This is a genomic window from Haloarcula amylovorans (assembly GCF_004681185.1).
GTDB lineage: Archaea > Halobacteriota > Halobacteria > Halobacteriales > Haloarculaceae > Haloarcula > Haloarcula amylovorans.
The window spans coordinates 1-19,500 of sequence record NZ_SRIF01000002.1 but is presented as its reverse complement, the minus strand read 5'-3'; the positions used below and the strand labels follow the sequence as shown (position 1 = coordinate 19,500).

The following is a 19,500-nucleotide window of genomic DNA, read 5'->3' as shown; positions in this document are numbered from 1 at the left end:
GAGCGCACTGTACATCGAGGCAGAAGGCGGCGAGCAAGGATTACAGCGCGACCGCGAGGAGCGCGACGATGCCTAGCGAACCGGCGAAAAAGCCGACATCGAGGGGACGGACCTGCAGGTCGGCCAACTGCAACTCCTTGCTCGCCTGGTCGTGCAGGGAGTGGGAGAAGCCACGGGTCTCCATCGCCTCGACGGTGACGCGACTGCGCTTTGCGACGTTAAATATCATCGGGTAGAACGCCCGCATCGATATCTTCAGCAGATACGCGTAATGTCGCCACCGGAACCGACCGGGCGAGGACGGCGCTGAACTGCGGAGCCGGTAGGCGTTGACGAGGTCGTGGTACTCCTCGAAGAGCACCGGCAACATCCGGTAGCCGTAGGTGATGAGAAAGGTGAACTGCCGGGGGACGCCGAGGCTCCGAAGGCCGCGAGCGAGGGTCTTCGGACCCATACTGGAGAAGACGGCCAAACTCGATACGGAGATGATCGTCAACTTCAGCGTGAACGGAATTAGCGCCCGAATCGCCGCCATCGGGTCGCCGGTAAACGCCGTCACGACCGCGTACGACGCCAGCGTCGACGCCACCGTGAACGCCATCAGCGCGACAAGGAAGAGGCTCACCCGCGAGGCGACCGCGAGCACCGAGACGAACGCCAGCAGTCCCAGTAGGACAGTCGTGTCGTAGAACAGCCACGGGACGAACAGGAAGATAACGTACCACAGCAGCAGCACGCGCGGGTCGAGGCGATGCAGGAACGACCCCTCGTTCTCGTAGGCCGTCTTCAGCAGGTCGTTCTTGATGCCCTCGACCGACGTCGCGTCCCGCAGGCCGTCGAGAGACGTCACTGATCGGCCACCTCCGGTGTGGCAGCGTCGCCGTCCGCGTCGTCGAGCCGACGCGCCAACTCATCGACGGTCAGCGGCACGGGTGAGAGGCCGAGTCTCTCGCCCAGTCGAACGACCTGCGGCGGCCGCAGGTTCGCCCGCTCGAGCGTCTCGACATCCGCGAAGACGGTCTTCGGCGGTCCGTCAGCGATGATTTGACCGCCGTCGAGGACGACCACGCGCGTCGCCCACGCGGCCGCCAGTTCGAGGTCGTGCGTGGCGACGACGACGGTCTCGACGCGGTCGCCCGCCCGGTCGATGGTCCGGCCGACCTCCGCACGACTCGCCAGGTCGAGGCTCCCCGTCGGCTCGTCCAATAAGATGATCGAGGGGTCGGTCGCCAACCCGATCGCTAGCGAGGCCCGCCGCTGCTGGCCGACGCTCAACAGGCGGCCGTCTCGATGCTGGAGGGCTCCGAGGTCGAGATACTCGATGACGTCGTCGACGCGTGCCTCGACGTCGGGATACTCTCGATCGCGGAGGTAGTGGGCGACGTCGGCCCGCACCTCGTCTTCGATGAACATCTCCTCGGGGTTCTGGTGGACGTATACGACTTCCTCGGCGAGCGCTTCGGGCAGTGCCGTCCCCGCGTCGACGCCGTCGACGGTGACGCTCCCCGCATCGGGGCTCTCGATACCGGTGAGGAGTCGCAGCAGCGTCGACTTCCCGGCCCCGTTGCTCCCGACCAGCACGACTCGTTCGTCCGGATAGAGGTCGAGCGAGAGGCCGTCGAGCGCCCGTCGCTCGCCGCTTCGGAGCGTCCGATAGGCCTTCGAGACGTTCTCGACAGTGACGACTGGAGCCTGCCCATCGGCCGCGGCCGGGGACGCGACGGCTCCATCGGTGCGGACGCAAGTGGCGTCCGTTCGCTGTGCGAACTGTGCCGCGCCGTCGGCGACCGTTACCGGCAGTCGCCGGTCGTCGTCGTACAGCCGTTCGGCGGCCCGAGTCACCTGCGGCGAATGGACATCCTGTGCCCGGAGGTCCGAGAGCCTGTTCAGTGCGTCCTCGACCGGGCGTTTCCAGCTGACTTCCCCATCGTCGACCAGTACGACGCTCTCGCAGTACTCCGCGATGAACTCCGTGTGGTGTTCGATGGTGACGACCGTCTTGCCGTGGTTGGCGTTGAGTTCCGCGAGGTGCTCGTAGGTCTCGCGGGCGTTTCTGGGGTCCAACTGGGCGGCCGGTTCGTCGACGACGAGGATCTCGGGGTCGAGCGACAGCGCCGCCGCGAGGGCGACGAGGTGTTTCTGTCCACCGGACAGTTCCCAGACGAACCGGTCTTCGAGGCCGTCGAGGTTCAGCAAGTCGAGTGTTTGGTGGACGCGCTCGCGGTAGTCCTCGCGGCCGTAGTTCATCGGCGCGAACGCGACCTCCTCGAACACCGTCGGACTGACCAGTTGGTTGTCGAATTCCTGGAAGACGTAACCAACGTGACGGGAGAGTTCCGAGACGGAACTCGATTCGGTGTCGAGACCGGCGACGGTGACCGATCCCTCGAAGGTCCCCTCGTAGAAGTGGGGGACGATCCCGTTGAACGACTTACACAGCGTCGTCTTCCCCGACCCGTTGCCGCCGACGACGGCGACGAACTCGCCGGGCGCTATCTCCACGTCGGCCCCAGAGAGGACGTTCGTCTCCGTCCCGGGGTACCGAAAGGAGAGATCGTCGACGACGATGCTGGCGTCGTGATTCGCGTCCATCGGTCTCAGGCTGCCCGTCGAGTCGCGCGATACCAGACAACCAGTGCGAGGACGGCGGCCACCGCGATGGGAACCGCGATGAAGCTCTGGCCGTACGTCTCTAGAAACGCCGGTTCCCAGACGACGTTGATGGCACCGCCGACCTCACTGGCGGCCTCGGCGACGAACGCCAGCGGGAAGGCGACCAGCACCGCGAGTAGCGCTTTCAGGGAGAAGCCGCGCCACATCGACGCGCCGCGCTCGCCCCGATAGGGTTCCATCCCCAGCAGCGGTTCGACTTTCCCGTGGAGCTTCGGATAGAGGTACAGCGCCGGAATCACGCCGAAGACGATCCCGGTGATGACCATCTGCGTGACGAAGTCCACAGCCTCCAAGACGACGATGCTCTCCGGGAGGCCGGGCACCGCTTCGAGCTCCTCGACGCCGACGTATACCTTCCCGATGTCGATGAATGTGGCGAAGAACTCCTCTAACCCCTCCGCGAGAAGGACGACGAGCGCGAGTTGTGTCGTGTTCTCGGGGTCCTGCAGGAGCTTCGCGGCGAAGTAGTAACAGACCGGAATCAGAAGCAACCCCTCCATCGCGCCAAGCCCGTCGAACTCGCCGAGCAGGATCTCACCGAAGACAATCTCGCCGACCGGGACGGCCAGCGCTGCCCAGTACGTACGGAACAGCAGGACCAGCACGATCGGGATGAAGACGAACTCGCCCACTCCCAATTCGAGCGGCCCGACCGTGAACTCCGGCAGTATCTCCGTAACGGCGTTCTGTAACCCCGTCAGGGACATAACGAGGATGAACACCATCATGTCCTGTTTGTCGAACGCAAACCATCCCTCTGATGTCGCTGAGGTCGTGCTCATGCTACAGCCGAACGGATAGGCAGTCGCTATTTGAACGATTATAATATCTGTCTGTCCGGCTACTGAACGAACGGTCTCCTGTATAGAACTATATTCGAGTACGCCCGTATCATACCTCTCTGTTCGCCTCGTGGCCGGTCGGTGGATGCTGACAGAGCGCCCCAGATATTGCACTATTTTCACCAGGTATTCACGATTAATGAATCACTTTTCTGCTAATCGCTACACAGTCCATCGCGCTCGATACCGACCCACTCTCTGAATATATCAGTGGGTAATCACCTGATCAAATAATACGGATCCGTGCGTGGACCGCCTATTCCGTTCGCTGGGATGGAACAGCGAGTAACTGATTCACCAATGACGAACGACGAAACAGCGAGAGAGCGCGGCGATTCACGCGGAGAACAGCACGCGAACGGTACCCCCTCCCGGCGGGAGTTTCTCCAGGCGACCGGGCTGGCGGCGCTGGCGACCGGCACCGGCGTCGGCGGAACGCCCGTTAAACCGCTCGAAGAATATCGCGTCCAGCCGACCGACGCCTCGTTCGGCTTCGTGCTTCGGCCGTTCTCGACGGCCGACGCCGGCCCGAGGGCGCTCTCGAAGCGGTAGTACCCGACGGAGGACTGAACCGGGGGTCGGCGACCGTCTCGCTCACCCGCTCCGCGCTCGCGAGCGAGCGCGCTCTACGTCGCCGTTTTCCAGCACTGCCTCCACGAACAGTTCGCCCGCGCGGTACGAGGAGCGGACCATCGGTCCCGAGGCACAGTACAGAAAGCCCAGTTCCTCCTCGGCGACCTGTCGCCACGTCTCGAAGGCGTCGGGATGGACGTACTCCGAGACCTCCAGGTGCGAGCGGGAGGGCTGGAGGTACTGGCCCAGCGTCACCACGTCGACGCCGACTTGCCGGAGGTCCGAGAGGGTCTGGTACACCTCGTGGGCGTACTCGCCGACGCCGAGCATCAGGCTGGTCTTCGTGTGGATGTCGCTCTCGCGGTCGGCTTGCCGTAGGACCGATAGCGACTGCTCGTAGCCCGCCCGGCGGTCCCGGACCGGCCACTGGAGGCGGTCTACCGTTTCGATGTTGTGGGCGAGCACGTCCGGTTCGGCGTCGATAATCTTCCGGACGAGGCGTTCCTCGCCGCGGAAGTCCGGAATCAGGCACTCGACAAGGATCGACGAATCGCGACGCTTGATTGCCCGGATGGTCTCGGCGAAGTGGCCCGCGCCCTGGTCGGGCAAGTCGTCGCGATCGACGCTCGTGAGGACGACGTAGTCGAGGCCGATGTCGTCGACGGCGTCGGCCACCCGCTCGGGTTCGTCGGGGTCCAGCGGGTCCATCCCGCCGGTCTCGACGTCACAGAAGTTACACCCGCGCGAGCAGCGCTCGCCCATGAGCATGAACGTCGCCGTCCCCGGGCCGTTCCGACCGCTCCAGCACTCCCCGAGATTTGGGCAGTTGGCCTCCTCACAGACTGTGTTGAGGCCCCGGTCGCGGAGGCTCTCTTTGATGTCGGTGAACCGCTCGCCCGACGGCGGCCGCATCTTCAGCCAGTCGGGCTTGCGCGCGCGACTCATGTTGGTCGTCGATTAGCGTCTACGCGCAAAAGAGATTGGGTTTCGCGGAACCGCCCGACCGCTCTCGACGGTCCGTTACTCCGTGTCCGTGCCGGTTCTCGGTGGAACTCGTTGCTACAGTCTTCACGTCAGTTCGTCTACCGTTTGGATCGGCGACGATATCTGCCGGCCGCCGGAGAGCGACGAGGTTAGCGTGTCGATAAGTTCGCATTCACGACTGATATTGGAGCGCTCGCAGGCCTCGACTCATGTTAGCAATACCCTTCCAAAACTCGGTCCCGGGACGCCACCATAGAAACGCCTTTGCCGACGCGGTTCCGTCCTCACGACGTGCCACACAGCGCCGACAGCGAGCCGACGGTGGCGGTCGAGGAGGTGGTAGCCGACTTCGCGGACGCGTTCCCCTTCGAGCGGTTCAACGAGATGCAGTCGGCGGCGCTGCCCGCCCTGCTGAACCGCGAGGACAACGTCGTCGTCAGCGCGCCGACCGCGAGCGGGAAGACCGCGCTCGCGGAACTGGCCATCTGTAAGACGCTCGCGGCCGACGGAACTGCCCTCTTTCTGGCCCCGCTTCGCGCGCTCACGAACGAGAAAGAAAGCGAGTGGGAGCGCTTCGAGGACATGGGGTACTCGGTATACGTCGTCACCGGCGAACGCGATCTGAGTCCGCGCCGGGCCGAGCGGGCCGATATCCTCGTGATGACGCCGGAGAAGGCCGACTCCGCGACGCGGAAACACGACACGCCGCGATACTCCTTTATCACGGACGTGGACTGCTGTGTCATCGACGAGGTCCACTTACTCGACTCCGAGCGCCGTGGGGCGGTGCTAGAAGTCACTGTCTCCCGACTCCGGCGGCTCTGTAACCCGCGCGTGGTTGCGCTGTCGGCGACGATGCCCAACATCCGGGACGTGGCCGACTGGTTGGACGCTCCCGAAGAGACCACGTTCGCCTTCGGCGACGAGTACCGCCCGGTGCCGCTGAACGCCGACGTGAAGACGTACTCCCACGGCGAGAACGCCTTCGCCGACAAGTACCGGCGGCTCTATCGTGCGCTCGACCTCTCGGAGCCGCACATCCGCGACGAGGGGCAGTGTCTCGTCTTCGTCTCCTCGCGTCAGGACACCGTGCAGGCCGCGAAGAAAGCGCGCGACGAACTCACCGAGCGAGACATCCCGATGGGCGCACGCGGAGACTACGACTTCCACACCGACGCCGCGGAGTTGGCGAACGACACGCTCCGGCAGTCCGTCTTAGACGGCGTCGGCTTCCACCACGCCGGTCTCGCCCGCGAGGACAAGAACCGCGTCGAGCAGTGGTTCAAGGAGGGGAAGATCCAGCTGTTGTTCTCCACTTCCACGCTTGCGTGGGGCGTGAACCTGCCTGCCCGCTGTGTCGTCATCCGCGATACGAAGCTTCACGACCCGCTGGAGGGCGAGGTGGACATGAGTCCGCTCGATGTCCTCCAGATGCTCGGGCGGGCGGGACGACCGGGCTACGACGACATGGGCTACGCGTGGGTGGTCTGCGACCGCTCGGACGCCGACAAGTACCGCCGACTGCTCCGGGACGGCAAGGAGATAGAGTCCCGACTGGCCGCCGAGTTAGACGCCCACCTCAACGCTGAGATCGCGCTGGGGACCATCGGCGACGTGGACGACGTGATGGACTGGCTGCAGACGACGTTCTACTACGCCCGCGCCCAGTCCGCACCCGAGGAGTACGACGCCGGAAGCGACCTGCGAGAGCGCGTCAGCGCCACGCTCTCGGAACTGGTCGCCGATGGCTTCGTCGAACAGGACGGCCTCCGCATCGAACCGACGCGGCTGGGCCACCTCGCCTCGAAGTTCTATCTCCGACTGGAGACGGCTCGTCGCTTCGCCGACCTCGCCGAGCGATGTGAGGCCGAGGCGGAGACGGGTGACGATTCGGCGGCCATCGACGCGGACGACCTCCTCCGTACCGTCGCGGGCGCGACGGAGTTCGACAGCGTCAGCGCCCGCTCGGACGAACAGGACGCGGTGAACGCAGTGTTAGGCTCCGGCGAATCGGATCTCGACGCCGGCCAGCGGAAGGTGCTCGCCATCCTCCGCTCGGGGATGACCGGGACGACACCCACCGAACTCAAGAGCGACGCGTGGGTCATCCGACAGAACGCCCTGCGGTTACTGGCCGCGCTGCGAGAGTTCCTCGACAACCTCGCGCCCGCCCGCTTCGCCAACCTCGCCTGCCGGGTCGAGGCCCGCGTCGAACACGGTATCAGCGCCGATGCGGTGGGTCTGACCGCCATCGACGGGGTCGGCTCCGGCCGAGCGAACAAACTCGCCGCGACGGGTCTCCGGACGCCCGCCGACGTGCTCAAGACTGGCGTTTCGGGCCTCGAATCGGCCGGTCTCTCCGAGGGTGTCGCAGAGCAGGTCGTGGCTAACGCTCGGGACCTGCCCATCGTCGTCGTTGACTGGGGCGACTTCCCGAAAGCAGTCTCACCGGGCGACCACGAGATGTACGAAGTGACGGTCGCGAACAACGGCGGCGGCGCACGCGCTGGCCTGCGCGTCACGGTCAACGGCCGCGAGATGACCGCGAAACCGTCGTATCTGGGCCAGACGACGCTGCCGGTCGCCGTCTTCGGGGCCGACGCCGACGAACTTGCCTTTACCGTCGAGGTAACGTTCCCGAACCGCCCGCTCCCACCCGTTACGCAGTCGCGGACGGTCCAGATTCGGTAATGGTCCTGTCCGAAATTCTTGACGCCTTCACGTCTTTTTGAACTGTCTAAACGGTTGCTGTACCTGTAACGAAACCGGACAGAATAGTTCAGGGAGGGTCTAATTCAGTGAAATTGAGGAAACGGTCTGGCGTTTATATGGGGACAGAGTACCATCGTGCTACTGAGGAGGACATGTCTAACGTCTCGCCATTTCGGTCAGCGACCGACACTGTCACCGAGAAACTCGTTGACATCAGAGCCATCGCCGCCCGGCCCATGCGGTTCCTCGGGTTCTGGACGGCGATACTTGCCCCGCTCGCGTATCCCCCGCTGCTGCTTAGCGGGTTAGACGGACAGACACAACTGCTCCTCCTCGCCGGCGTCTTCGTCGCGAACGTTCTCGGCCTCGTCCTTGGCCGCGGCTATCGCACGGACGCCTGAGAGACGCTCCATCGGCCCCCCGGCCCCCTTCGACCCCTTTCGCTACGTATCTCTGAGTACCAACGCCCGCAGACTCTCGGCGTCGTCGGCGACGTGCTGGACCATCGAGAGGTCGGTCTCGTCGCCGTCGCCGCGGAACCCGACGGTGGTCATTCCCGCGGCCACGGCGGCCCGCGCACCCGCGGTGGAGTCCTCAACCGCCCAGCACTCGTCCGGCGCGACGCCCAGTTCCGCGGCGCCGCGTTCGTAGATGTCTGGTTCGGGCTTACCCGGCCCGTCGACATCCTGTGCGCTGACGGCGGCGTCGAAGTGTGCGAGCAGCTCGAACCGTTCGTCGATGACGTCGATCCAGTCCCACGGGGCCGAGGTGGTGAGCGCCAGCGAGATTCCTGCCGCGCTGAGGTCCTCCAGTAACTCGTGCGCGCCGTCGAGGAACGTCGCGTGCTCGCTGTATATCTTCTGACCGGCCTCCTCGAAGAGAGATTCGTACTCCTCGCGGGAGACTGCGAGGTCGTATTCGGCGCTCAGTTCGGGGTACACTTCCGAGTAGTCGCGGCCAGTGATAGCCGAGAGCGGGATGTCGTCGTTCGGCGCGGCGGTCGGCAGGATGTGGTCGCGCTGGATAGCTACCCAGTGGTCCTCGGACTGGACGAGGACACCGTCCATGTCGAAACAGATGGCAGGCGGGACGTCGCTCATCGTCTACTCTCAGTCGCTCGGGGGTTTTGCGTGTTGTGGGCGAGCCTTCATATACGAGAACGGGACCACCCTGGCCCATGCACGACGGAACGCGCGTGATGGCCGGCGAGTGTACGACTGTCTTCGAAGGGTCCCGCGAGCGAGAACAGCGCGGCGACGTACTGGTGGTGGTCAAACCGGACAACACCGTCCTCGTCCACGATGCCGAGGGGTACCAACCGGTGGCGTGGCTGACTCGTGCCGAGAGCGTCGCGGTCTCGGATGGCACCGTGACTGCGAGAGACGGTGAGGAACTGCTACGAGTCGTCGCCCACGAGGAACACGGTAGCGCCCGGTTTCCGGCCTCCCACGCGGGCGTACCGGTCGCCGACTGCCCGGACTGTCCGGGGACACTCGTCCGAACCCGCGGAAGCGTCACCTGTACCGGGTGTGACTGCGCCTACGGTTTGCCCTCCGATGCCACCGTCACCGGCGGCCGCTGTGACGGCTGTGGCCTGCCGACGATGCGCGTCGAACGTGGCGAGGCCTTCGAACTCTGTCTGGACCGCGAATGCGAACCGTTAGACGACCGGGTCACCACCGCCTTCGACCGCGTCTGGTCCTGCCCCGACTGCGACGGCGACTTACGAATCATCCGCCGCGGCGGCCTGCTGGCCGGGTGTGAGCACTATCCCGACTGCGACACCGGCTTCTCGTTCCCCTCGGGCGTCGTCGTCGGCGACTGCCCGTGTGGCCTCCCGGTGTTCGAGACGGCCGGCGGCCGCCGCTGTTTGGACAGCACCTGCGAGCAGTCAGGGTAATCGGCACCTGATTCCTGAACGTTTCGGAACCCGGCGAAACGTTCGAAGGCGGGGCTGAGTGCAACTGAAACTTCCACGAGGGTCGATCCGGGACTGAAAGGGGGCTTTCGAGGGGGTCACTGCGGTAACGGTAGTGGTACTCTCTCCTCTATCGAAAGTTCCTAGCCGTGACCCGGAGGGGATTTGTCCCCGCACGGACCACGAACGAGCATGAACCTCACACTCGACGGCGACATCGTCCGGGCCGGCCAGCGCGCCCGGGAGCGGTTCTACGATTCGCGAGGGTACGGTCGCGTTCGGGGCGGAGAGCTGGACCTCGCGCCGGTCGAGGCCGCACACCTCCTCTATCGCGGCGACATCGAACACGTCGACGGGATGGACTTCCGTGAGTTGCTCACCTCCACGGCCGTCTCGGAGGTCGAATTTTTCGTCTACAAGGATCTGCGGGACCGGGGATTCTACCTCACGCCGGCGCGCGAGGGCTGGGTCGAGCATCCCGACGGCGTGGACTTCGTCGTGTACCCTCGGGGGCAGGGACCGTGGGACGACGCGATCGCCCACCGAATTCGCGTCGTCGGCGAACGGGACGACCTGCCGGCGGCGTCGCTGGGCGACTGCGTGCTGAGCGTCGTCGACGAGGAGAGCGAGATAACGTATCTCGAAACCGACCGGCCCGAGGTGGCCGGCACCAGCGACCCGAGCGTCCCGGCGACGGCGGGGGACCTGCTGGCCGAGCGCGCGGTGTGCTGGGAACCGCCTGCAGAGATGTACGAACGGGCGTTCTACGGCCAGCGGCTCGACGAGGACGCGGTCCAACTCTCGCTGGTCGAGGCCGCCTATCTGGCCCACGAGGGTCACCTCTCGCTCGACGGGGGGAGCGAGGCCGTCGTCGAACGCGGTCGCGAGGTCGAAGGCGACCGGTTCGACCGACGACTCGCCGTCTACACGGCGCTTCGAGAATCGGGCGTCGTCCCAAAGACCGGCTTCAAGTTCGGCGCGGACTTCCGGACCTACGCCGACGCGGAGTCCGTCGAGAATCTCGGCCACTCAGAGCGACTGGTGCGGGTGTTGCCGACGGCGTACGTCTTCGAACCGCGAGACCTCGCGCTGGACGTGCGGCTGGCCCACGGCGTCCGAAAGACGATGGTGTTCGCGCTGACCGACGGCGCGGGCGTCGAGTGGATCGTCGTCGAGCGGTTGACGCCCTGAGAACGGTCGCCGTATCACACGGAAGCGAACCCTTTTTGCGCCGACCGGAACCAAGAGTCGGTGTACGATGTCCGACCGCGACACGCCGACAGAGGACGCATCGCCCGACGAGGACCGCCGCCAGTCGGGGCGAGCGTGGCGTGGGTCGGACGCGCCGCTCCGCGCTGACGGCGGTGAGGCGAGCGAAGCGAGCCGAGCCTCGTCAGAGCGAAGGGCTGACGGCGGTGAGGCGAACAACGAGAGCCGAGTCTCGTCGGAACTGCGTTCCGACGGTGGCACCGAAACCGAGGGCGCAGACGACGTGCGACTCGACCCGTGGGGTTCCTCAACCATCGCCGACTACCGGAAACTGTTCGAGCAGTTCGGCATCGAGGAGTTCGACGAAGCGCTGCCGGAGGTGCCGGACCCGCACTACCTGATGCGCCGGGGGGTCATCTTCGGCCACCGCGACTACCGGCCGGTCGCAGACGCCATGCGCGAGGGCGAGGACTTTGCGTCGCTCTCGGGATTCATGCCGACCGGCGACCCTCACATCGGCCACAAGATGGTGTTCGACGAGATAATTTGGCACCAACAGCAGGGCGGCGACGCCTACGCGCTCATCGCCGACCTCGAAGCTCACGCCGCTCGCGGGCTCTCGTGGACGGAGATCGACGAACACGCCCGGAGCTACGTCCTCTCCTTGCTCGCACTCGGTTTCGACCCCGAGGACGGCGAACTGTACCGTCAGTCGGACAACCGTGAGCTACAGGACCTGGCGTTCGAACTCGGCACGGAGGCGAACTTCTCCGAACTGCAGGCAATCTACGACTTCGGCGGCGAGACGAACGTCTCCTACATGCAGTCGGTCGTCACGCAGATGGCCGACATCCTGTATCCGCAACTTGACGGGCCGAAGCCGACAGTCATCCCCGTCGGCCCGGACCAGGACCCCCACATGCGACTGGCCCGCGATCTGGCGGCGCGGATGCGCTACTTCGGCGTCCGAGAGGCCTTCGCCAGTTTCGAGGCCGAAGCAGATGAGCGAGTCCTGCTCCGGCAGGCCTACGACGCCCGCGAGGAGTACGCCGAGGACGCCGAGCTGCCCCGCTGTGGCGAGGCCGCCGACTGGCTTCGAACCCGAGAGCCGGCCCCGCCCGACGCCCGCGAATCCGCCGTCGAGAAGCTCGAAAACGCTGGAAAGGAACCGATCCGACCCCGAACTCGAATCTTCGACCGCCGGGCGACCGACGCGGCCTTCGAGGCGCTCATCGAGGCCGTTTCCGGCGAGAAACGCGTCTACGACGAGCACGTCGACGCCTTCGAACTGGACGAAGGGGAGGCCGAGGAACTCGCTCGCGAGGTGGAACTCGAAAACGGCGGCTACGGCTTCCTGCCGCCGTCGTCTATCTATCACCGCTTCATGACCGGGCTGACCGGCGGGAAGATGTCCTCGTCGGTTCCGGCCTCGCACATCTCCCTTCTCGACGACCCCGAAGACGGGTACGACAAGGTGAAATCGGCGACGACGGGCGGCCGGACCACCGCCGAAGAACAGCGAGAGAAGGGTGGCAAAGCCGACGAATGCCCGGTCTACGAACTGTACGCCTATCTGCTGTCGGGCGACGACGACGAGTTCGCTAAGGAGGTCTACGAGGAGTGTGTCGGTGGCGAACGCCTCTGCGGTGGCTGTAAGGAACAGGCCGCCGAGTTGATGGAGTCGTTCCTCGAAGATCACCAGGAGAAACGCGCCGAGTGGGAGGAGAAGTTGGACGAACTCGACATCGACCTCGATTCGGGTCGCAAGCGAGCGTAGCGCTCACTCTCTCCAGTCGCTCGACCCGCCGCTGCTGGTGACGCAACGCTTTTACTGTCCAATCACAACCCTTCGCACATGGCACCCGAATCCCACCGTGCCGGCGTCGCCCGCCAGCCAGTCCGTCGTCCGGGGTTCGGCTTTTTCTTCGCCGCCTGACCGCGCGTGGACTCTGTCGGCGTCGAGAGGCGCTGTCGGACGAAACCGCGAGCAGGAGGTGAGATGGACTGTCGTCGCTGTTTCCGGATATTCGCCGACCTCGTGCGCGATGGCGAAGTACCGAAACGAACTATGACAGTCCGTATAAGAACCGTTAACTGAGCGACCTGCGCTATTTCCCGACAACGACCGAGACACCCGTATGAAACGACCACAGGCACAGGTGGCCGTCCTACAGGCCGCCGACGCACAGGAGGACAGACGAATCGACGAGGTGGCCGAAGACGCCGACCTCAAACCCGAGGCGGCAACGCGAGCCGCCTTCGAACTCGAAGCCGACGGCCTCGTGACCGTCGCCGAGGAGACGCTTGAACACTACGACCTGACCGAGGAGGGAGACCGCTACGTCCGCGAGAGCCTCCCCGAACAGGACCTCTACGCGGCCGCTCTCGACGCTGGGGCCGACGAGGAACCCGTGCAGATGGGGCAGGTCATTGGCGTGTCCGGCCTCGAAGGCGGAGCCGTCGACATCGCGCTGTCGAACTACGCTCGCAAGGGGTACGGCGAAATCGACAGCGGCGAGATAACGGCTGACCCCGACATCGACGCGGGGGCCGACCCCGAGATGCGCGCGCTGGAAGCCGTCGCCGACGGTCGCGTCGAGGACGCCGACGCGGATGCGCTCGACCAACTAGAACGCCGGGGTCTGCTGGAACTGAGCGAGGAGACGGTTCGGTCCGTCTGTCTGACCGACGACGGCGTCACGGCGCTGATGGAGGGCGTCGAAGCAGCCGAGACGGTGGACCAGCTAACCCCCGAACTGCTCACCAGCGGCGAGTGGGAAGACGTGGCGTTCACCGAGTACAACGTCGAAGCGGACGCCGAAGATGTCACGCACGGCAAGGAGCACATCCTCCGCCAGACTGCTAATCGCGTGAAGAACACCCTCGTCGGCATGGGCTTTCAGGAGATGGAAGGCCCGCACGTCGACGCCCAGTTCTGGATCAACGACTGCCTGTTCATGCCGCAGGACCACCCCGCCAGAACCCACTGGGACCAGTTCGCGCTCTCCCAGCCCGACGAAATCCAGGAGCTACCCGAGGACCTCGTCGAGCGCGTTCGCTCGGCTCACAAGAATGGTGTCGGCCCCGATGGCGAGGGCTACCACTCGCCCTGGGAGGAGGACGTCGCCCGCGGACTGGACCTCCGGGGTCACACCACCTCGCTGTCGATGCGCTACCTCTCGGGCCACGAAATCGGCGAACTGGAGCCGCCGAAGCGATTCTTCAGCGTCGAGAAGGTGTACCGCAACGACACGCTGGACCCGACGCACTTACTCGAATTCTTCCAGATAGAAGGGTGGGTCATGGCCGAGGACCTCTCCGTGCGCGACCTGATGGGGACGTTCACGGAGTTCTACGAGCAGTTCGGCATCACCGACCTGGAGTTCAAACCACACTACAACCCCTACACCGAACCGAGCTTCGAGCTGTTCGGGACCCACCCCGAGACCGGCGAGGTCGTCGAGGTGGGGAACTCGGGCATCTTCCGCGACGAGGTGCTCGACCCGCTCGGCGTCGACTGCGACGTGATGGCGTGGGGCCTCTCGCTCGAACGACTACTCATGCTCATGTACGGCTTCGAGGACATCCGCGACGTGCACGGGACGCTCTGTGACTTGGAACTGCTGCGGGAGACGGAGGTGATGCGCTAATGCCCGTCGTCGACGTCGACCCCGACGAACTGCGCCATCTGACCGGCCACGACGAGAAAGACGACGACGAACTCAAATCGGACCTGTTCAACCTCGGCCTGGAGTTCGAGGGCTGGACCGAAGACGACGAGTTCCAACTCGAGTTCGCACCTGACCGCCTCGACCGCCTCTCCGTCGAGGGCGTCGCTCGCTCGCTTCGCTACCACTACGGCGACGACCGGGGCGTCTACGTCCCGAGGACGAACAGCGCCGAGTGGACCATCGAAGTCGAGGACCAACCCGCGGGCCGCCCCTACGTCACGGGGGCCGTCGTCCGCGGCCTCGATATGGACGAGGACGCACTGGAGTCGCTGATCCAACTGCAGGAGAAACTCCACGCAACGATGGGCCGCAAGCGCGCGAAAGGGGCTATCGGCGTCCACGACCTCACGATGATGAAGGGCGGCCAAGCGCGAAGCGCCTCGGGTCAGTCGAGCGGTGACGAACCGCGAGACGAAGCAGCCAGCGAAGGGACTGGCAAGTCCATTACCTACACGAGCGTCGACCCCGACGAGGCGACGTTCGTGCCGCTGGACGCCGACGCGGAGATGACGCCCAACGAGGTCGTCGCCGACCACGAGACCGGCCGGGCCTACGGCGACCTCGTCGCGGACTTCGACCGTGTGCCTGCTATCTTCGACTCCATCGGCCTGTTCTCGTTCCCACCGGTCATCAACGGTCGTCGAACGGAAGTCACCGAAGGCTCTCGGGACCTCTTCATCGAGATGACCGGGACCGACCAGTGGACCATCGACCACATGTGCAATATCGTCTGCTACGCACTCGAAGCCCGCGGCGGGAAGGTCGAACGCGTCGAAGTCGAGTACGCCGACGGCGCGCCCGGTGAGTACGCCGGGCGGACGCTGGAACGGCCCGACTTCGAGGTCCGGTCGAAGACGGTCACACTGGAACGGATACGGAACGTCCTCGGCGTCGACCTGGACGCCCGCGAGGTCGTCGATTACGCCGAGCGCGCGGGACTGGACGCCACTCAGACCGAGACCGACGACGGGCAAGCCGCCTTCGAGGTGGAGATTCCGCCCTACCGCGTCGACGTGTTGCACCCGCTGGACCTCATCGACGATATCGGTCGCGCGCTCGGGTTCAACACGCTCGAACCCACCTACCCCGACGTCTCGACGGTCGGCGGTCGCCACGAACGCTCCCGCTTGGAGGACGCCGCCCGCGACACGCTGGTCGGACTGGGCTTCGAGGACCTGTTGAACTTCCACATGACCAACGAGGCGGAGAACTTCGAGCGGATGGACCTCTCTCCGGCTGACGGCACCGTCGGCGCGGCCGACCCGGTGACGATTCAGGAACCCTACAGCGAGGACTACACCATCCTCCGGACCTGGGCCCTGCCCTCGCTGCTGATGGTCTTAGAGAACAACACGCACCGGCGCTACCCGCAGGATCTCGCGGAAATCGGGCTCGCCGCCGGTCTCGACGACTCACAGAACACTGGCGTCACCGAACACCGAACCGTCGCGGGTGCGCTCGCACGGACCGACGCCTCCTACGAAGACGCGAAGGCCCGCCTACAGGCCATCGCCGAAGCGTTCGACAAAGACCTCCAGACGCCGCCGACGACCCATCCGTCGTTCATCGACGGCCGCGCCGCCGACGTTGTGTTAGACGGCGAATCTGTCGGCATCGTCGGCGAGATCAACCCGAAGGTCCTCGTCGAACACGACCTCGAACTGCCCGTAGCGGCCTTCGAGTTCCGACTGGACGGGCTGGCGTGATCTGACGGTTCTACCGCTCGTCTGTTACCTGTCGCTCGGATAGACGTACTCCACGTCTTTGGGATGGCTGTCTACGTCCTCGTCGGTCTCGACGACGATTGTCGAAGAAAGCTTGTTGAATAGCCGCAGCCCCTCCTCCTCGTATGCCAGCCAGCCGATGATGAGGTCCAGCGGTAGCAGGAACGCCTTGCCGAAGCTCTCGATGGCGGCGGTCACGTAGTCGATAGGGTCGCCGCGTTCGTCGGTGATGGCGATGTTCATCACCATCTTTCCGGCCGACTGTCCCTGATAGCCCTCCAGTACCGTCCAGTAGACGAAGAGCCCGAGACCGTTCAAGCCGGCGAAGGGTGTCGTGACCGAGAGACTGCCCGTGAGAAGCGAGAAGACGTTCGCGACTTCGCCGAGGCCGGCCAGAATCGCACCCACGAGTATCACGTCGATCAACCACGCGAGAAAGCGGTCGTCCCAGGAGGCGATGTGGAGCGTGCGGGGTGTCTCGGCCATGCCCCGGCTACTCCTACTTGCCACTTCAACGTTGCTTACAGATCAGCGCCGACCGCGGCTTCGACGCTGTCAAAGCCGTCCGCTTCGAGCAAGTCGAGCAGTCCCTCGTTGATGTCCCGCGCGATGGACGGCCCACGGTAGACGAGGCCGGTGTACAACTGGACGAGCGACGCCCCAGCGCGAATCTTCCGGTACGCGCCCTCGGCCGTCGAGATTCCGCCGACGCCGACCACCGGGACGTCGACGCGCTCGGCGACGAACCGGACCATCTCGGTCGAGCGTCCCTCTATCGGCTTCCCCGAGAGGCCGCCCTGCTCGCTCGCGTTTGGCGAGCGCAGACTGGCCGGGCGCTCGGTCGAGGTATTGGTCGCGACGACACCGTCGAGCCCGAGTTCAGTCACGAGGTCCAGCGTGTCTTCGACGGCGGGTTCGGGCAAATCCGGCGAGAGCTTCACGAGCAGCGGTGACGCGCCGGCGTCCTGTAACTCCTCGAAGATGGCTGTCATCGCGTCGCGGTTCTGAAGTTCCTCGAACCCCTGTGAGTTCGGACAGGAGACGTTCACGACGAAGAAGTCACCGCCCGCGGCGACCCGTTCGTACGTGTAGCGGTAGTCCGCCGGTGCGTCGTCGGTGCCGACGTGCTCACTCTTGGCGATGTTGACACCGACCGGAAACGGGGCGTCCGTCGCCGCCAGTCGTTCGCCGACGATGTCGGCACCGTCGTTGTTCAATCCCATCCGGTTGATGATACCCTCGTCCTCGCGCAGGCGGAACATCCGCGGGCGAGCGTTCCCCGTCTGTGGCACGGCAGTTACGCCGCCGACCTCCGCGAAGCCGAAGCCCAGCGAGGCCAGCATCGTCGGGATGGTCGCGTTCTTGTCGAACCCGGCGGCGACGCCAACCGGATTATCGAACGACTGGCCGAATGCCTCGACGGCGAGACGGTCGTCTGTGACTGTGTACTGGTTGGCGACGGCATCGGCGACCGGCGTTCCTTCGACTGCCTCTAAAAGCGTGTGGACAGCGTTGTTGGCCGTCTCTGCTGGCAGCGTGAACAGTACCGGTCTGGCGATATCGTAGGGTCTCATGGGCAGCTCGGGCATCGTCTCTGTAGGACCGACACCGAAAGGAAATTAGTTAGAAGTCGTGCTCGACCTCGTCGGGATCGGCTTTCTGGATGATAATCTTGTTGTCGCGCACCCGAACGAACACCTCGTCGCCGATTTCCATGCCGGCGACGGCCAACTCGTCTTCGTGGATGTTGATATGGACGTTGTGGTACTCGCCGTCTTCGTCTTTGGCGCCACTCGGGCTGAGCTTCTTTTTTCGCACCATCGCGCTATCGTACTCCGTGCATCACCGTAGGATACACTTAAGTCTACCGTGCGGCCGCTCGGGAAGGAGCGCGGATTTCGGCGCGTCCGACGTCCGGCTGGGGGCTAATTCGTCCAGATTCCGGGTGAATTGGGGTGCATACCCGGCTTGGTTAACGATGGTATATAAAGGTATCCCGGGACGGCAGCCGGATTGGGGGGTATATTTATATTGAGGCATGTGCTGAATTGACATGGAGCGGTGAAAACCATGGCACGCGATAGTGACAAGCGCAACTTTGCGCTCCGTGAGGATGGTGACGAATCGAGCGTCTTCTCAGGCGGGACCCCCCGACAGGCTGCACTGAAGGCAGCCCGACGGCTCGACCCGGCCGACAGCGAAGACGATGCCGACCGCCAGGAGATACGACTCCGGGAGAAAGGAACCCACAAAGTCCACATCTACGAGGCGTGGGCCTGGGTCGAACAGGCACCCGACGATAAACCCGACTGGATGCCCGGCGATATCACGAAAGGGAACGTCTCGAAAGAGGGTGTCGAACACTTAGACGATATCTGAATCGTCGACGGACGCGAGATTTTTCGGAGCAATTTGACCACGAGGTGTCCACCTTCGCGCGGGCGCGCGTCAGACATCCCCATCACTTTCGGCTGTCCCCGATACTGCTCACTCTCTGTGGATATCTGCCGTGTGCGACTCTATTACCCGTGTAATCGACTGACGAGGCGACTCCGGTCCGACGGGGTTAAGTATGACACTCCCATCGGATATGATGCGAACGCGGTTCGGGGCGACGCTCCCCCGGCCGGGCCACGACCCAATCGATGCCCTTAAGTGATACAGGGCATTCGGATGGGATGCAAAGGTCGCTTGCGTCGTGCGGTTCGACGGAAGCGCACTCCGATGCCCTTAAGTGGTACAGGGCACTCGGAATGAATGCGAACGAGGCCCGGTCGGGGCCAACGAAACCCGACCGATCCGGACGGTGACGAGGCAACTCGTCGACGGAACTCGAAGCCTTTAAGATGGGTTCGGGGTAACATACAGGTCCGGAGTGAATGAGGATTCCACCCCTGCGGTCCGCCGTCAAGATGGGATCTGATGTTAGCCTTGATAGTTCGGTGACACTCGGTCGACGGGTGTCTTCGAACGCCCTTCGATAGCGACCACACCCCTTGTGGGTGTGACCCGCCTAACCCCCTGGCATCATGCCAGGAACATTCCGGTTGATCCTGCCGGAGGCCATTGCTATCGGAGTCCGATTTAGCCATGCTAGTTGCACGGGTTTAGACCCGTAGCATATAGCTCAGTAA

General features: G+C 64.6%; 17 protein-coding genes and 1 rRNA gene. 10 read left to right on the top strand and 8 right to left on the bottom strand.

Going from position 1 to position 19,500, the window contains the following annotated elements; translation table 11 throughout:
- Nucleotides 1–40 precede the first annotated feature (40 nt).
- The 3 genes from E4S61_RS07425 to E4S61_RS07415 are packed head-to-tail and all read right to left on the bottom strand — an operon-like array spanning nt 41 to nt 3,455.
- Nucleotides 41–850 carry an energy-coupling factor transporter transmembrane component T family protein gene (locus tag E4S61_RS07425; RefSeq protein WP_135303317.1) on the bottom strand — a complete coding sequence of 270 codons (810 nt, stop codon included), beginning with the start codon at nt 848–850 and terminating at the stop codon, nt 41–43.
- Nucleotides 847–2,592 (bottom strand): ABC transporter ATP-binding protein, encoded by a 1,746-nt coding sequence (locus E4S61_RS07420; RefSeq protein WP_135303316.1) that lies wholly within the window; start codon nt 2,590–2,592, stop codon nt 847–849. Before E4S61_RS07420 ends, E4S61_RS07425 begins: the two co-directional genes overlap by 4 nt.
- Before the next feature lie 5 nt (nt 2,593–2,597).
- Complete coding sequence (locus E4S61_RS07415) at nt 2,598–3,455, bottom strand: hypothetical protein (protein ID WP_135303315.1); 858 nt, start codon at nt 3,453–3,455, stop codon at nt 2,598–2,600.
- Between the two features lie 360 nt (nt 3,456–3,815).
- On the opposite strand from E4S61_RS07415, the gene E4S61_RS07410 reads away from it, so the two are divergent.
- Nucleotides 3,816–4,067 carry a twin-arginine translocation signal domain-containing protein gene (locus tag E4S61_RS07410; protein ID WP_167768446.1) on the top strand — a complete coding sequence of 84 codons (252 nt, stop codon included), beginning with the start codon at nt 3,816–3,818 and terminating at the stop codon, nt 4,065–4,067.
- Between the two features lie 42 nt (nt 4,068–4,109).
- Here E4S61_RS07410 and lipA read toward each other — a convergent pair whose 3' ends face one another.
- The gene (lipA, locus tag E4S61_RS07405; RefSeq protein ID WP_135303313.1) at nt 4,110–5,033 is read right to left on the bottom strand and encodes a lipoyl synthase; all 924 of its coding nucleotides are present in this window, start codon (nt 5,031–5,033) and stop codon (nt 4,110–4,112) included.
- Between the two features lie 360 nt (nt 5,034–5,393).
- Between lipA and E4S61_RS07400 the strand changes: the two genes are divergently transcribed.
- Nucleotides 5,394–7,763 carry a DEAD/DEAH box helicase gene (locus E4S61_RS07400; RefSeq protein ID WP_135304661.1) on the top strand — a complete coding sequence of 790 codons (2,370 nt, stop codon included), beginning with the start codon at nt 5,394–5,396 and terminating at the stop codon, nt 7,761–7,763.
- A 137-nt stretch (nt 7,764–7,900) separates the two neighbouring features.
- Nucleotides 7,901–8,185, top strand: coding sequence for a hypothetical protein (locus E4S61_RS07395; protein ID WP_245180625.1), 285 nt, complete (start codon nt 7,901–7,903; stop codon nt 8,183–8,185).
- Nucleotides 8,186–8,227: 42 nt separating this feature from the next.
- Here E4S61_RS07395 and E4S61_RS07390 read toward each other — a convergent pair whose 3' ends face one another.
- Nucleotides 8,228–8,884: an HAD family hydrolase gene (locus E4S61_RS07390; RefSeq protein WP_135303312.1), complete on the bottom strand. Its 657-nt coding sequence runs from the start codon at nt 8,882–8,884 to the stop codon at nt 8,228–8,230.
- A 77-nt stretch (nt 8,885–8,961) separates the two neighbouring features.
- Between E4S61_RS07390 and E4S61_RS07385 the strand changes: the two genes are divergently transcribed.
- From E4S61_RS07385 to pheT, 5 genes are all read left to right on the top strand, one after another.
- Nucleotides 8,962–9,684 (top strand): PDDEXK family nuclease, encoded by a 723-nt coding sequence (locus E4S61_RS07385; RefSeq protein ID WP_135303311.1) that lies wholly within the window; start codon nt 8,962–8,964, stop codon nt 9,682–9,684.
- A gap of 210 nt (nt 9,685–9,894) precedes the next feature.
- On the top strand, nt 9,895–10,893 hold the full coding sequence (gene endA / locus E4S61_RS07380) for a tRNA-intron lyase (protein ID WP_135303310.1): 999 nt from the start codon (nt 9,895–9,897) through the stop codon (nt 10,891–10,893).
- A 67-nt stretch (nt 10,894–10,960) separates the two neighbouring features.
- The gene (locus E4S61_RS07375) at nt 10,961–12,688 is read left to right on the top strand and encodes a tryptophan--tRNA ligase (protein ID WP_135303309.1); all 1,728 of its coding nucleotides are present in this window, start codon (nt 10,961–10,963) and stop codon (nt 12,686–12,688) included.
- 361 nt (nt 12,689–13,049) lie between these two features.
- Nucleotides 13,050–14,561, top strand: coding sequence for a phenylalanine--tRNA ligase subunit alpha (gene pheS, locus E4S61_RS07370; RefSeq protein WP_135303308.1), 1,512 nt, complete (start codon nt 13,050–13,052; stop codon nt 14,559–14,561).
- Nucleotides 14,561–16,348 (top strand): phenylalanine--tRNA ligase subunit beta, encoded by a 1,788-nt coding sequence (gene pheT / locus E4S61_RS07365; protein WP_135303307.1) that lies wholly within the window; start codon nt 14,561–14,563, stop codon nt 16,346–16,348. Before pheS ends, pheT begins: the two co-directional genes overlap by 1 nt.
- Nucleotides 16,349–16,372: 24 nt before the next feature.
- Here the strand turns inward: pheT and E4S61_RS07360 are convergent, their stop codons facing one another.
- Genes E4S61_RS07360 through E4S61_RS07350 form a run of 3 tightly spaced genes read right to left on the bottom strand, consistent with a single transcriptional unit; the run spans nt 16,373 to nt 18,187 of the window.
- The gene (locus E4S61_RS07360) at nt 16,373–16,852 is read right to left on the bottom strand and encodes an RDD family protein (protein WP_135303306.1); all 480 of its coding nucleotides are present in this window, start codon (nt 16,850–16,852) and stop codon (nt 16,373–16,375) included.
- 35 nt (nt 16,853–16,887) lie between these two features.
- Nucleotides 16,888–17,940 carry a quinone-dependent dihydroorotate dehydrogenase gene (locus E4S61_RS07355; protein WP_135303305.1) on the bottom strand — a complete coding sequence of 351 codons (1,053 nt, stop codon included), beginning with the start codon at nt 17,938–17,940 and terminating at the stop codon, nt 16,888–16,890.
- Between the two features lie 49 nt (nt 17,941–17,989).
- Nucleotides 17,990–18,187 carry a hypothetical protein gene (locus E4S61_RS07350; protein ID WP_135303304.1) on the bottom strand — a complete coding sequence of 66 codons (198 nt, stop codon included), beginning with the start codon at nt 18,185–18,187 and terminating at the stop codon, nt 17,990–17,992.
- A 249-nt stretch (nt 18,188–18,436) separates the two neighbouring features.
- On the opposite strand from E4S61_RS07350, the gene E4S61_RS07345 reads away from it, so the two are divergent.
- Both E4S61_RS07345 and E4S61_RS07340 read left to right on the top strand, forming a co-directional pair.
- The gene (locus tag E4S61_RS07345; protein ID WP_135303303.1) at nt 18,437–18,745 is read left to right on the top strand and encodes a non-histone chromosomal MC1 family protein; all 309 of its coding nucleotides are present in this window, start codon (nt 18,437–18,439) and stop codon (nt 18,743–18,745) included.
- Between the two features lie 661 nt (nt 18,746–19,406).
- Nucleotides 19,407–19,500, top strand: a 16S ribosomal RNA gene (locus E4S61_RS07340); the annotation flags it as partial.